The 12,677-nt window shown below is 58.6% G+C and carries 14 protein-coding genes; 13 read left to right on the top strand and 1 reads right to left on the bottom strand.

What is annotated here, in order from left to right:
- The first annotated feature begins 171 nt into the window (after positions 1 to 171).
- From NFS22_RS17890 to NFS22_RS17850, 9 genes are all read left to right on the top strand, one after another.
- On the top strand, positions 172 to 783 hold the full coding sequence (locus tag NFS22_RS17890) for a hypothetical protein (protein WP_251319064.1): 612 nt from the start codon (positions 172 to 174) through the stop codon (positions 781 to 783).
- On the top strand, positions 780 to 1,523 hold the full coding sequence (locus tag NFS22_RS17885; RefSeq protein ID WP_251319063.1) for an acyl-[acyl-carrier-protein] thioesterase: 744 nt from the start codon (positions 780 to 782) through the stop codon (positions 1,521 to 1,523). The genes NFS22_RS17890 and NFS22_RS17885 overlap by 4 nt, the downstream gene beginning before the upstream one ends.
- Before the next feature lie 15 nt (positions 1,524 to 1,538).
- Complete coding sequence (locus tag NFS22_RS17880; protein WP_251319061.1) at positions 1,539 to 1,799, top strand: hypothetical protein; 261 nt, start codon at positions 1,539 to 1,541, stop codon at positions 1,797 to 1,799.
- 68 nt (positions 1,800 to 1,867) lie between these two features.
- The gene (guaB, locus tag NFS22_RS17875) at positions 1,868 to 3,343 is read left to right on the top strand and encodes an IMP dehydrogenase (protein ID WP_251319060.1); all 1,476 of its coding nucleotides are present in this window, start codon (positions 1,868 to 1,870) and stop codon (positions 3,341 to 3,343) included.
- 161 nt (positions 3,344 to 3,504) lie between these two features.
- Positions 3,505 to 6,870 carry a PD-(D/E)XK nuclease family protein gene (locus NFS22_RS17870; RefSeq protein WP_251319058.1) on the top strand — a complete coding sequence of 1,122 codons (3,366 nt, stop codon included), beginning with the start codon at positions 3,505 to 3,507 and terminating at the stop codon, positions 6,868 to 6,870.
- A complete protein-coding gene (locus NFS22_RS17865) occupies positions 6,867 to 7,229 on the top strand; it encodes a hypothetical protein (protein ID WP_251319057.1) in 363 nt (120 codons plus the stop codon). The genes NFS22_RS17870 and NFS22_RS17865 overlap by 4 nt, the downstream gene beginning before the upstream one ends.
- A 14-nt stretch (positions 7,230 to 7,243) precedes the next feature.
- On the top strand, positions 7,244 to 7,924 hold the full coding sequence (locus tag NFS22_RS17860) for an alpha/beta fold hydrolase (RefSeq protein WP_251319056.1): 681 nt from the start codon (positions 7,244 to 7,246) through the stop codon (positions 7,922 to 7,924).
- A gap of 31 nt (positions 7,925 to 7,955) precedes the next feature.
- Complete coding sequence (locus NFS22_RS17855) at positions 7,956 to 8,312, top strand: hypothetical protein (protein WP_251319055.1); 357 nt, start codon at positions 7,956 to 7,958, stop codon at positions 8,310 to 8,312.
- A gap of 21 nt (positions 8,313 to 8,333) precedes the next feature.
- The gene (locus NFS22_RS17850) at positions 8,334 to 9,167 is read left to right on the top strand and encodes a pyridoxamine kinase (RefSeq protein ID WP_251319054.1); all 834 of its coding nucleotides are present in this window, start codon (positions 8,334 to 8,336) and stop codon (positions 9,165 to 9,167) included.
- Between the two features lie 62 nt (positions 9,168 to 9,229).
- Here the strand turns inward: NFS22_RS17850 and NFS22_RS17845 are convergent, their stop codons facing one another.
- Complete coding sequence (locus NFS22_RS17845) at positions 9,230 to 10,072, bottom strand: putative RNA methyltransferase (RefSeq protein WP_251319053.1); 843 nt, start codon at positions 10,070 to 10,072, stop codon at positions 9,230 to 9,232.
- A 150-nt stretch (positions 10,073 to 10,222) separates the two neighbouring features.
- Between NFS22_RS17845 and nth the strand changes: the two genes are divergently transcribed.
- The 4 genes from nth to NFS22_RS17825 all read left to right on the top strand — a co-directional run bounded on the left by nth (position 10,223) and on the right by NFS22_RS17825 (position 12,659).
- Entirely contained in the window at positions 10,223 to 10,870 is a 648-nt protein-coding gene (gene nth / locus NFS22_RS17840) for an endonuclease III (RefSeq protein WP_251319051.1), read from the top strand.
- 286 nt (positions 10,871 to 11,156) lie between these two features.
- Positions 11,157 to 11,729 carry a DUF2975 domain-containing protein gene (locus NFS22_RS17835; RefSeq protein WP_251319050.1) on the top strand — a complete coding sequence of 191 codons (573 nt, stop codon included), beginning with the start codon at positions 11,157 to 11,159 and terminating at the stop codon, positions 11,727 to 11,729.
- Between the two features lie 11 nt (positions 11,730 to 11,740).
- Positions 11,741 to 11,962, top strand: a complete 222-nt coding sequence (locus NFS22_RS17830; RefSeq protein ID WP_251319049.1) for a helix-turn-helix domain-containing protein — start codon at positions 11,741 to 11,743, stop codon at positions 11,960 to 11,962.
- Positions 11,963 to 12,092: 130 nt separating this feature from the next.
- Entirely contained in the window at positions 12,093 to 12,659 is a 567-nt protein-coding gene (locus tag NFS22_RS17825) for a hypothetical protein (protein ID WP_251319048.1), read from the top strand.
- The last annotated feature ends 18 nt before the right edge of the window (positions 12,660 to 12,677 follow it).

The raw sequence follows: 12,677 nt of genomic DNA, 5'->3' as shown, positions 1-12,677 counted from the left end.
TCCTACATTTTATCCCTCATTAACTTTGTGGCCTGTCTGGTAATGAAGACAGACAGGCCTCTTTTCGACAGGCTGAGGAGCGCCCCGCAGGGGCGCTCCTTCCGTCTTGTTTTTTCCCAAAAACTGCGCTATAATATACCCATGAGAAAACGCCAAAGGAGCGACCCGAACATGGTACAAGAGACGAAGCGGTTTTTGTCCTACATCTGCCCCCACTGCGCCCAGTCGGTGATTGTGGAGCGGGACCTGTTCTCCCTGGCGGCGGCCCCGGCCCACATCAAGTGCCCCTGCGGCAAGTCGGAGCTGGGGGTGGAGTTCAAGCCCAACCGGGTGCAGCTGACGGTGCCCTGCCTGTTCTGCGGGCGGGAGCATACGGTGTCCTGCTCCTCCCAGGCCTTCATCCGGGAGAAGGCGCTGGCCTTCTCCTGCGCCGCCTCCGGGCTGGACTGCTGCTACGTGGGGGAGGAGGGCCCAGTGTACGCCGCCACCGCCCGGCTGGAGCAGGCGGTGGACAAGCTGGGGGAGGACGCCGCCGAAACCGGGGCCTTTCTGGACGAGATCGTCATGGAGGAGGTGCTGTCTGAGCTGCGGGATATCGCCGCCCGGGGGGGCATCTCCTGCACCTGCGGCAGCAAGCGGTGGGGGTTTGACGTCCATTTCAGTGCAGTGGAGCTGTACTGTCAGGACTGCGGCGGCAAATACCGCCTTCCCGCCGCCACCGCTGACGACATTGACGATCTGTGCTGCAAAACTTCAATTATGATTCGAGGCAAGGAAAAATGAGTATGTTTTTTGAGTATGAAATCCGTTTAAACGGCCTGGACGTAGACGGCCGGGGCCAGTGCAAGGCGTCTGCTCTGCTGAACCACCTGCAAAACGCCGCCACTTTGGCGGCGGAGGACGGCGGCTTCTCCCGGGAGACGCTGGTGGAGCGGTACGGGGCCTTCTGGATGCTGGCCCGGTCCTGGTACCGGCTGTCCCGGCCCTTGAGATATGAGGATAAGCTCACCGTCCGCACCTGGCACCGGGGGGGCAGAGGGGCCATCATGTACCGGGACTACGACATCCTGGCCAACGGCCAGCCTATCGGGGAATCGGTGTCCGCCTGGGTGCTGGCCGATGTGAACAGCCACAAGCTGATGCGCCTGAGCGCCATCCCCGAGCTGGAGGGCACCGGCGGCGGAACCCTGTGCAAGACCATGACCCTGGCCAAGCTCCGCCAGCCCGGCGACCTGCGGGAGGCGGAACGCCGCCCCATGCGCTACAGTGACTGCGATTTGAACGGCCACGTGAACAACACCCGCTACGCCGACTTCGCCTGCGACGCCGTGGGCATGGAGCGCCTGTCCGAGGACCGCTTCCTGGCCGAGATGCAGATCGGCTATCTGGCTGAGTGCCGCCCCGGGGAGGTGCTCACCATCCAGACCAGCGGCCTGGGGGACAGCCGGTTTGTCCGGGGGATTGACAAGGAGGGCAAGCCCCGGTTTGAGGCGGCGCTGTACTTTGGGGAGACGCCGGTTTAAAAAGAAAAGGAGATTATGATGAAGAAGCTGTCATTCAAAGCACAAATCCGTATTTCGTTTGTCATCGTAGTTTGCGCGTTTGTGCTTGGACAGATTGTAAAGATGGGTATATTCCATAACATAGGCTGGATTTTGGTCGGATTACTCTTTGCAATAAACCCTGTATGGCCGGAAGCTGTGGATTGGCGAAATCACGATGAACTGAGAAAAGGCATACGAATTGGCGGTGTGCTGGTGATCATTGTGTTTGGATTTTTAATCCGCTATGGAGTGTAAATTCCACCTTGACAAGCCCCAAGGCGCAAGGTACAATAGATAAAATATCGAAAAGGAGACGTGGAACTATGGTGAATCAAGACGCCGCCCAGAAGTTTGTGAAGCAGGGCCTCACCTTTGACGACGTACTGCTCATCCCTGCGGCCAGCGACGTGCTGCCCGCCGACATCGACCTGAGAACCCGGCTGACAAAGAAGATACATTTAAATATCCCCCTTATGAGCGCGGCCATGGACACGGTGACCGAGTACCGTATGGCCATTGCAATCGCCCGGGAGGGAGGAATTGGCATCATCCACAAGAATATGTCCATCAGCCAGCAGGCCGAGCAGGTGGACATGGTGAAGCGGTCGGAAAACGGCGTAATCACCAACCCCTTCTGGCTGGCTCCCGGCCACACCCTTGCGGAGGCCGACGAGCTGATGGCCAAGTTCCGTATCTCCGGCGTGCCCATCTGTGACGGCGGAAAGCTGATTGGTATCATCACCAACCGTGACATGAAGTTTGAGACGGATATGAACCAGCTCATTGACAATGTCATGACCAAGGACCACCTGGTCACCGCCCCCGAGGGTACCACCCTGGCCCAGGCCAGGGAGATTCTCCGCCAGCACAAAATCGAAAAGCTGCCCATTGTGGATGAGGAAGGCCGGCTCAAGGGCCTGATTACCATCAAGGACATTGAAAAGGCGGAGGTCTATCCCAACTCCGCCAGGGACGAGAAAGGCCGCCTGCTGGTGGGCGCCGCTATCGGTGCCACCTCCGACGTGCTGGACCGTGTGGCCGCCCTCACCGACGCGGGGGCCGACGTGCTGGCTCTGGACTCCGCCCACGGCCATACCCAGAACGTGCTGGAGACGGTCAAGAGGGTGAAAGCCCTGTACCCGGATGTCCAGCTGATCGCCGGCAACGTGGCTACCGCCGACGGCTGCAAGGCCCTCATTGAGGCGGGGGCCGACTGCGTGAAAATCGGTATTGGCCCCGGCTCCATCTGCACCACCCGAGTGGTGGCCGGTATTGGCGTGCCCCAGATTACCGCCATCTACGACGCCGCCCGTGTGGCCGCCGAGTACGACATTCCCATCATTGCCGACGGCGGAGTGAAATTCTCCGGTGATATCGCCAAGGCCATTGCCGCCGGCGGCGACGTGGTTATGCTGGGCTCCCTGCTGGCCGGGTGCGAGGAGTCCCCCGGCGACACCGAGATTTTCCAGGGCCGCCAGTTCAAGGTCTACCGGGGCATGGGCTCTCTGGCCGCTATGAACAAGGGCTCCAAGGACCGTTACTTCCAGGAGTCCAACAAGAAGCTGGTCCCCGAGGGGGTGGAGGGCCGCGTCCCCTACAAGGGAGGGGTGGGCGAGACTATCTACCAGCTTATGGGCGGTCTGCGGGCCGGCATGGGCTACACCGGCTGCCATACCATCAGTGAGCTTCAGTCCAAGGCCCAGTTTATGCAGATTACTGCCGCCGGACTGAAGGAGTCCCACCCCCACGATATCTACATCACCAAGGAAGCGCCCAACTATACCATCAGCCCTAACTAAGCTCAGCCAAGCGGGCCGTGCCAATGACCGGCACGGCCCATTTTTTATGGAAGCTAAACAAAGTTTTGCGCAAAAGATCTTCGGGTCCTTTCTGATAGTCAATGTTCTGATTATACAGGAAAGGAAAGCCGCCGGGCGAGGGCGAAAAGGAGGCATACCCTATGTTCAAACTGCTGTTAGGCCGGGCTGGAACCGGCAAGACTACCGCGGTGCTGGAGCGTCTGTGCCAGTCGGGCCAGAAGCGGCCCCAGGTGCTGCTGGTGCCGGAGCAGCAGTCCCACGAGACGGAGCGAGCGCTGTGCGCCGTGGGCGGTCCCCAGGCCAGCCTGTATGCCGAGGTGCTGTCTTTCAGCCGTCTGGCCAACCGCATTTTCCAGTCGGCCGGGGGGCTGGGAGAGGAGGAGCTGGAGCCGGGAGGCCGTCTTCTGCTGATGTACCGGGCGGTACAGAACGCCTCCTCCAAGCTGACTGTCTATGGCCGTCCCTCCAAACGGCCCGCCTTTCTCACCTCACTGCTGGCCACGGCGGACGAGCTGAAAAGCTGCTGTGTCCCGCCGGCTACCTTGATTCAGGCAGGGGAGGAGGCCTCCGGCCCCGAGGGCGGCAAGCTGCGGGATCTGGGGCTCATCTTCGGTGAGTATGAGGCCCTTACCGCCCAGACAGCCCTGGACCCCCGTGACCGTCTGACCCGGGCGGCGGACAAGCTCCGGGCCTGCGGCTGGGCCAGAGGGAAGGACCTGTGGCTGGACGGCTTTACCGACTTTACCCGCCAGCAGGGGGAGCTGCTGCGGCTGCTGATGGCCCAGTCGGAGTCCATGACCGTCACCCTTACCTGCAACCATCTGGAGGAGGACGAGGGAGGAGCCGGAATATTTTCCCCGGCCCGGCGGACTGCCAATACCCTCCTGCGGCTGGCCAATGAGGAACGAATTTCGTATAAAGTGGAATGCCTTGTCACAGATGCACCTGGAAAGGCAAAGCCGTTGGCCCATCTGGAGCGGGCCGTTTTTGCGGAAGATACTCCCCAGCCCATCCCGTGCGGCGGGGCGGTGGAGCTGTTTCAGGCCGCAACGCCCCGGGGGGAGGTGGAGTGGACTGCCGCCCGCATTTTGCGGCTGGTCCGGGAGGAGGGGTACCGCTTCCGGGACATGGGCGTGGTGGCCCGGAACTACGGCGCATACCGGGATCTGACAGAGTCCGTCTTTGGACGGTACGGGGTGCCGGTGTTTTCCTCCGCTATGACAGATATTTTGGAAAAGCCTGTGCTGGCCCTGGTTACCGCCGCTCTGGACACCACAGCCGGGGGATACCGCTATGACGACGTCTTCCGTTACTTAAAAACCGGCCTCACCGACCTGTCCCAGGAGGATGTGGATTTATTAGAGAACTACGTCCTGAAATGGGATATAAAGGGCAGCCGCTGGACTCAGGCCAAAGATTGGTCCTGGCACCCAAAGGGCTACGGCTTGAAGCTGTCACAGGAGGACAGGGACCTGCTGACCCGGGTGGACAGTGCCCGGCGGCGGGTAAGCGCTCCGCTGGAGATTTTACGGAAGAATCCAGATCGGACGGGAAGGGGACAGGCGATTTCCCTTTACACCTTTTTGGAGGAGATCGGCCTGCCTGACCGGCTGGAGGAGCGGGTGGAGCTGCTGATTCAGCGGGGCCAGCCCGCCTTGGCGGAGGAGTACCGGCAGCTGTGGGATATTCTGTGCGGCGGACTGGAGCAGTGTGCCCGTCTTCTGGGGGATATTTCCATGGAGCTGGAGGAGTTTGCCCTGCTCTTTCGGCTGGTGCTCTCCCAGTATGACGTGGGCACCATTCCTGTCTCTCTGGACCGGGTGACGGCGGGGGAGACCACCCGTCAAACCGGTCATCGGGTGAAGGTTCTCTTCCTTTTGGGGGCGGACGACGCCTCACTGCCCCAGGTGGGGACAGCTCCCGGCCTGCTGTCTGACGACGACCGGGCCCTGTTATCCGCCTACGGCCTGGAGCTGGCCCAATCTCAGCGGGATCTGCTCTACCGGGAGATGACCACGATTTATCAGATCTGTGCCCAGCCCAGCCAGAAGCTGGCGGTAACCTGGCCCGTCCAGGGACCGGGAGGGGAGGAGCGCCGGGCCAGCTTTCTGGTGGACCGCCTGAAACTGCTGTTTTCTGATGTGAAGCTGGTTCGGGAGGGGGACTTGAAGGGAGCCTTCCGCCTGGAGGCCCTTCTGCCAGCCCTGGAACAGGCGGGCCGGGACCGGACTGTCCGCCGGGCGCTGGAGCGCCTGCCAGGCTTTGAGGAGCAGGTGGCCCGTCTGGACCGGGCCGCCGCCTGGGAGCGGGGACGGCTGTCCCGACAGGCGGTAAACCGGCTGTACGGAAAGCAGGTGGCCATGTCCGCCTCCCGCATGGACAAGTATAAATCCTGCCATTTTTCCTACTTTATGCGCTACGGCCTGGAGGCGGAGCCCCGCAAGCCAGCTGGCTTTACAGCTCCTGAGTACGGCACGTTTGTCCACTATGTGCTGGAGTATGTGCTGAAAGATGAGATGTTTTCCCAAACTGCTATCCCAGGCATGGGTGAGGAGGATGACGTTCGGAAAAAGAAGCTGCGCCGCCTGACAAAAGAGGCGGTGGACCGCTATGTGGCGGAGGAGCTGGGAGGGCTGGAGGGCCAGACCCCCCGGTTCCAGTATCTCTTCCGCCGTCTGCTCCGTTCTGTCCAGGCGGTAGTGGACAATGTGGCGGAGGAGCTGTTGAATTCCCAATTCAAGCCCATCTCCTTTGAATTGGGCTTTGGGAGGGGAAAGGAGGGTGAGCCCCCTGCTCTGCCCCCGGTGGAGCTCACCTGCAATGGAATTACCATCAGCATCACCGGCTTTGTGGACCGGGTGGACGGCTGGGTTGATGATGGCCGGCTCAATCTGCGGGTGGTGGACTACAAGACGGGCCGCAAGACCTTTGACCTCACCGAGGTGTGGAACGGCCTGGGACTGCAAATGCTGCTCTACCTCTTTACCTTGGAGGAGAAGGGGCAGGCCCTCTACGGACTGCCTGTGGAGGGGGCCGGGGTGCTCTACCTCCCGGCCCGGGAGGCCGTGATCCGGGGAAGCCGGGCCATGAGCGGTGAGGAGCTGCGCAAAAAGGTGGACACAGAGCTGAAACGCAGAGGGCTGGTAGTAAATGACAGAAAGGTGCTGGACGCCATGGAGGAGCAGGGCGAAGGCGGATACCGCTTTCTGCCTCTGCGGGTGAGCAAATCCACCGGACAGATCACCGGTGAGGCCCTGGCCTCTGCCGAGCAGCTGGGCAAGCTGGGCAAGCACGTTCAGCGGGTGCTGGAGGATATCTGCAAGGAGCTGGCTGGAGGCAACATTGCCGCCGACCCCTTCTGGCGGGGACCGGAGAAAAATGCCTGCCGTTTCTGCGATTACGCCGCCGCCTGCCACTTTGAGCCCGGCCAGACCGGGGACTGCAAACGCTGGCTGGCCAGCGTCAGCGCCGAGGAATTTTGGGAACGGGTGGGGAAAGAACCATGACAAACGAGCAGAGAGCAGAAGCGTTAATTCGCAAATACGGGTTTCAATTTGCCTCAATTCCAAAGGATGAGATTCGAAACCTGATAGAAAAGGAAATAGAGGACTTTCAAGAGGGCAGTTCAGAGTATATCCGGCTGCTGTGCGGATACCTCTATTGCATTGGAGATATAGCCGATGTGCCGCTTTTGGAACGGGCCAAGTACGGCATCAATATGGATGTGGGCTGTATGGTGGATGAGGAGTGGATCACTAGTTTGAAAAACGGTGGAATTGAGGGAGAATTTGTCAATTCAAAAGAAATTATTATCCAAAAATTTGTTGCTTATTACAATGGCTTTGAGGCGGATGATGAGTGGTAACCAGGAGGCAGTAAATGGATATTCATCTTAACTATACCATTGCGGGACAGGGCTTTCCTTTGGTGATGCTCCACGGCAACGGGGAGGACCACACCTACTTCAAGCGGCAAATGGAACCCTTTTCTCAGCAGTATCAGGTGATTGCGTTGGATACCCGGGGTCACGGACAGTCTCCCAGAGGGACTGCCCCCTTTACGCTGGAACAGTTTGCTGAGGATTTGAAGGATTTTCTGGACAACCGGGAGATTAGGCGCTGTCACCTGTTGGGCTTCTCCGACGGAGGGAACATAGCTGTGCTCTTTGCCCTGAAATACCCGGATTATGTGGAAAAGCTGATCCTCAACGGGGCTGATTTGTCCCCTTCAGGAGTAAAGCTGTCCACCCAGATTCCCATTGTCCTGGGGTGGGGACTGCTTCAGATAATCCGCCGGTTTGATAAAAAAGCTCAGCCCAAGTGGGAACTGCTGGACCTGATGACCACCCAGCCCCACATCAAACCGGCGTCCCTGTCCGCATTAACTATGCCCACATTGGTTGTGGCGGGGGAGAGGGACATGATCCGAGACAGACATACCCGGCTGATTGCCCGGTCAATTCCAAACAGCAGGCTGTCCATCCTTCCCGGCGACCACTTTGTAGCCCGGCGGAACTGGCAGGCGTTTAATCCGGTTGTGCTGGAGTTTTTGCAGGTGTAACTGTTGGGAGCAAATTTGGGAGGAGACATCAATGGACAGCATAGAGTTAGACAGATATGTCAGGGAGAAGCTGCTGGCCCCGCTGGAGCAGGAAGATGGCACTGGATACTTTGAAGCTGTACCGGGCAAAAAAACAGCACAAAAGGACTATTTTCAGGCTGTGGACGATTTGGAGAAGGCCTGTGCCCGCTATCCAGAGGATAAAAAGAAGTATTGGGAACTGCAATCCGGCGGCGGCCCGCAAAGTCCGGAGGATATGATACTTACCCACCAGGAGGCGGAGCGGGTAGAAAGCGATATTTTGTTTTTGAAGCAGTGCGGAGAGCTCCCGAATGACGGACTGCTGGAACGGCTGAGAGCCTACCGGCAGCTCAATATTCTTCAATAAGCGATAAAAGAGGTAAAATTTATGGAAAACAGTAAAAATGTGCTGATTGTTGGCGATATGCCCGGCTGTGGGAAGATTGGGATGGCGGCCCTGCTGCCCATCCTGTCCAATATGGGCCACAGCATTTACAATCTGCCCACCGCTTTGGTGTCCAACAACTTTGACTATGGTAAGTTTGCCTTGATGGACACCACCCAGTATATCAGGGAGACCATCCAGGTCTGGAAGACGCTGGGATTTCAGTTTGACTGCATCACCACCGGCTTTCTGGCTTCAGCGGATCAGGTGGATTTGCTCCGGGACTTTATCGACAGTCAGCGCAAGGAGGGCCTTCTGGTGGTCACCGACCCCATTATGGGGGACGGCGGCAAGCTCTACAACGGTTCCACTCAGGAGACGGTGGAAAATATGCGCCGCTTTATCGGGGCGGCGGATGTAATCGTCCCCAATCTGACAGAGGGGGAGTTCCTCACCGGACTGCATCTGGGCCGGGAAACCCTGACAAGGGAAGAAACTTGTCAGGTGCTGGACGGCCTGAGAACCTGCGGCCCCAAGTCGGTGGTTATTACCAGCGGACGTGAGGAGGAAAGCGGGCGTCATGTGGTCTGGGGATTTGACGGGGGGACAGAGGAGTACTTCACAGTTCCCTACCGCTTTATCAAGGCACATTTCCCCGGGACCGGAGATATTTTTACCTCCCTGCTCACTGGCCAGCTGTTGGAGGGGAAATCATTGCCCCAGGCGGTGGAGCGGGCGGTGGACCTGCTGGAGCGGCTGATTTTCATGGAACAGGATGTGGCGGAACGGAACAACGGCATCCGGGTTGAGAAGTATCTGAGCGTGTTAACGGCGTAAAGTGAAATTCCTTGCAAGATAAGAAGAGCCGCCAGTTGGCGGCTCTTCTTATCTTCTACTGGTTAACTATATGCAGTGCTTTGAAGATAGAGGTGCAAATCAAACCCGATCTGACACCTCAGCCGGTCCAGCTCCTCCAACCGCCGGACTCCTTCCTTTGGGGTTTTCCAGACATAAGGGGTCATGCCAAACAGGGCCATAATGTCCCCACGATCCGCAAAATCAGCTGTGAAGCGAATTTCCTTTACGCCAATCCAGGTGAAGCCGGGATAATTTTCCCGCTTTACCGGATTTTCATAGGGCTCCCGGTACAAAACCTGCTTCATTTCCCACAGGTGCCTTGCTGAGGGAACCGCATAGCAGAACAGCCCGCCGGGACGGAGTACCCGGGCGAATTCCTCTGTAGCCAAGGGGGAGAAGATATTGACCAGCACGTCCGCTGATTGGTCCGGGATGGGCAGATGGTACACAGAGGCCACGGCGAACTCCCCCTCCGGGACCCGCTTGGCCGCACGGCGCAGTGCGGCCCTGGACAGGTCAATCCCTGCAATCCGGGGGCTATGCCCGGCCTCTGTCAGCGCCCGAAACAGCCTGGCGGTGTAGTAACCCTCGCCGCAGCCGCTGTCCACCAAGACAGGATTGGAAAGGTTGACCACGTACTCCGTGACCGCTTGGCACAGTGCATCTCGCAGAGGGGTGTAGTACCCCTTGTCCAGAAATGCCGCCCGGGCGGCCACCATAGCCTTGTCATCCCCGGGATTTTTGGAATGCTTTTTGTTGGCGGGGAGCAGGTGGACATACCCGGCGGCGGCTTTGTCAAAGCTGTGCCGGTTGGGACAGAGCCAGCGGTTTTCCTCCCGCTCCAGAGGGGCGGCGCACAGGGGACAGCGGAACAGACTTTGCATGGACCTTCACCTCGCTGCCCATCATAGCGGATTGGAGGAAAAAAGACAAGGTATTTTTGCGGAAAAGGGTCGAAATTTTGAGAGGGATATGGTATATTGTAGAGGCGGCCTGCGGCCGTCTGCCCCATTATAAACGAGAGGTGACCCACTATGAACAAAACCCCGGAAGAGATTCGTGCCATTGTGGAGGAGTTGAAAGTCCTTTACCCGGATGGCATCTGCTCTCTGGAATATAAAAAGGACTATGAACTGCTGTTTTCCGTCCGTCTGGCCGCCCAGTGTACCGACGAGCGGGTGAATAAGGTGACCCCGGCTCTGTATGCCCAGTTCCCCACCCTGGAGGCTCTGGCGGAGGCGGATATTTCTGAGGTGGAAGAGTACATTCACTCCACCGGCTTTTTCCGGGCCAAGGCCAAGGACATTGTTTTGGCCTCCCAGATGCTGCTCCGGGATTACGGGGGCAAAGTCCCAAACACCATGGAGGACCTGCTGAAGCTGCCCGGCGTGGGGCGGAAGACGGCCAATCTCATCCTGGGGGATGTGTACCACACCCCCGGCGTGGTGGTGGCCGACACCCACTGTATCCGCATCACCGGCCTGCTGGGCCTCACCGACGGCACCAAGGACCCCGCCAAGGTGGAGACTCAGCTGCGGGCCGTCCTGCCCCCGGAGGAGTCCAACGACTTCTGCCACCGGATGGTCCTCCACGGCCGGGCGGTGTGCATCGCCCGGAGACCCCAGTGCCAGAGCTGCACCCTGCGCCCCTGGTGCGACCACTTTGCCAAAAACGGAGCCTGACAGAGAAGCGCAAAAGAGCCTCCTTTTGAAAGGAGGTGCCCCCGAAGGGGGCGGAGGATTGTATTTCGCCGCAGGCGAAATATGCGAAGCAAACGAGGTTTTGCAAGACTTGGTTTACTTCGTATATTTTGCTTCGCAAAATACAATCCCCACCGCCCTTTGGGCGGAGCCCCTTTCAAAAAGGGGCCTTTTCTTTCCTCTTCGTTTTATCGAAAAACGATAAAAATATATTGACAAACAGTTTTTGGCGTGCTAGGATAGGGCCAACCGAAAGGAGGTTTTTTCCATGGAAAGGACTGCCGTCCAAAAGCTGGCCCGAGTCCTGCGGGCCATGGTGATAATAGTATTTTTCTGCAACCTCGCTGTACTTTTCTTTATACCTGGTATGGTGCTGATGCAGGGAGAGTGGATGAACCTAACACCCTATGAGGACCCGCTGGAGCTGCCAGTGCGTCTGCTGATTGTTTTTGCGTGGTGCTGGTCGCCGGACGTTTGGGTTTTTGCCGAAAATCCCCATGCGGTTGTGCTGACGATCTTTCTGCTGTTCTGCGGTGTGTGTACCGCTGTCATTTTGTGGCAGGCCAAGAAGGTGCTGGACACCATGCTGGAAGGAACCCCTTTTCAGCTCCGCAATGCCCAAGCACTGAATCGGGCGGCAATTTGCTGCTGGATTATTTCCGGGGCTGCGCTGGTGCGGCTGATCCTCTGGCTGTTCATGGAAAGAAGTCCCGCTCCGCTGTTCACCTACAACACCCTGTTCATCCCCGCGTTTTTGATGGCCGGTCTGCTCTTTCAGGTGATGTCCGCCCTGTTCCGTCAGGCGGCGGAGCTGAAGGAGGACCAGGACCTGACCATTTAGGGGGTGTGCCTGTGGCGATTATGGTAAACCTGGACGTGATGATGGCCAAACGGAAGATGTCCCTGGGGGAGCTGGCCCAGAAGGTTGACATAACTATGGCAAACCTGTCCATTTTGAAGAACAACAAGGCCAGGGCGGTGCGGTTTTCCACTCTGGAGGCCATCTGCAAGGCCCTGGACTGCCAGCCGGGGGATATTCTGGAGTTTGTGCCCGACGGGGAGGAGGAGACATGAGAGGGAAGGGAAGGACGTTTTTGAAAGCCTTATGTAAACTTGTGATTCAGGCGCTGGCGGTTCTGGCCGGGGTATTGGCTGCCCTGTGGCTGTTTGCGCACATCATATTCCTGGGAGGACCGAGGCTGCTATGAGTTGGAAGCGGTTTCAGCGGGGAATCTGGACCCTGCTGGCGGTGTGCGCCGTCGGTGTATTCCTGATGTGCGTGGTCAGCGGCAGGGGGTATACGCTGGTGTTTGGCCAGGTGGACGACGGAACAATCACGTGGACCCTGATTTCCATTTTCCTGCTGGCCCTGGTGGTCTGGGGAGATGGGGCCATTGTGGCTTTCACAAGGGGCTGGGAGCGGGCTGTTTTTCTGATTTTTGTCCTGGCGGCGGAGGGGCTGCTTCTGCTGACGGTCCTGTTTTTCTCGTTTTACTTCTATACCAATCCCACATATTACCCGATTTATGACCCCGACGGGGAGGTGGGGCTGGTGGTCCGGCACGAGAGCTGGCTGTTCGACTGCTGGGGGCAGTTCTATCTGCCCGCCGGCCCCTGCCTGCTCCGCCGGACCGGCGTGACCTACGCGGCCCACGACTCGTGGCCCTTCCACCATGGCTTTTATGAGATCAAGTGGTCGGAGGATGAGGTGGTGGTTCATTACGACACCGGGATGGGGGAGTGGGAGACCTGTACCGTGCCGCTGGACTGAGACGTTTGGAGGAAGTGC

Source organism: Flintibacter muris (assembly GCF_943192995.1).
GTDB lineage: Bacteria > Bacillota > Clostridia > Oscillospirales > Oscillospiraceae > Lawsonibacter > Lawsonibacter muris.
This window is presented reverse-complemented; position numbering and strand designations above follow the sequence as displayed.

Excerpts from the sequence above, each read along its gene's own strand:
- NFS22_RS17890 (WP_251319064.1), top strand. The coding sequence starts at position 172 with ATGGTACAAGAGACGAAGCGGTTTTTGTCCTACATCTGCCCCCACTGC.
- NFS22_RS17885 (WP_251319063.1), top strand. The coding sequence starts at position 780 with ATGAGTATGTTTTTTGAGTATGAAATCCGTTTAAACGGCCTGGACGTA.
- NFS22_RS17880 (WP_251319061.1), top strand. The coding sequence starts at position 1,539 with ATGATGAAGAAGCTGTCATTCAAAGCACAAATCCGTATTTCGTTTGTC.
- guaB (WP_251319060.1), top strand. The coding sequence starts at position 1,868 with ATGGTGAATCAAGACGCCGCCCAGAAGTTTGTGAAGCAGGGCCTCACC.
- NFS22_RS17870 (WP_251319058.1), top strand. The coding sequence starts at position 3,505 with ATGTTCAAACTGCTGTTAGGCCGGGCTGGAACCGGCAAGACTACCGCG.
- NFS22_RS17865 (WP_251319057.1), top strand. The coding sequence starts at position 6,867 with ATGACAAACGAGCAGAGAGCAGAAGCGTTAATTCGCAAATACGGGTTT.
- NFS22_RS17860 (WP_251319056.1), top strand. The coding sequence starts at position 7,244 with ATGGATATTCATCTTAACTATACCATTGCGGGACAGGGCTTTCCTTTG.
- NFS22_RS17855 (WP_251319055.1), top strand. The coding sequence starts at position 7,956 with ATGGACAGCATAGAGTTAGACAGATATGTCAGGGAGAAGCTGCTGGCC.
- NFS22_RS17850 (WP_251319054.1), top strand. The coding sequence starts at position 8,334 with ATGGAAAACAGTAAAAATGTGCTGATTGTTGGCGATATGCCCGGCTGT.
- NFS22_RS17845 (WP_251319053.1), bottom strand. The coding sequence starts at position 10,072 with ATGCAAAGTCTGTTCCGCTGTCCCCTGTGCGCCGCCCCTCTGGAGCGG.
- nth (WP_251319051.1), top strand. The coding sequence starts at position 10,223 with ATGAACAAAACCCCGGAAGAGATTCGTGCCATTGTGGAGGAGTTGAAA.
- NFS22_RS17835 (WP_251319050.1), top strand. The coding sequence starts at position 11,157 with ATGGAAAGGACTGCCGTCCAAAAGCTGGCCCGAGTCCTGCGGGCCATG.
- NFS22_RS17825 (WP_251319048.1), top strand. The coding sequence starts at position 12,093 with ATGAGTTGGAAGCGGTTTCAGCGGGGAATCTGGACCCTGCTGGCGGTG.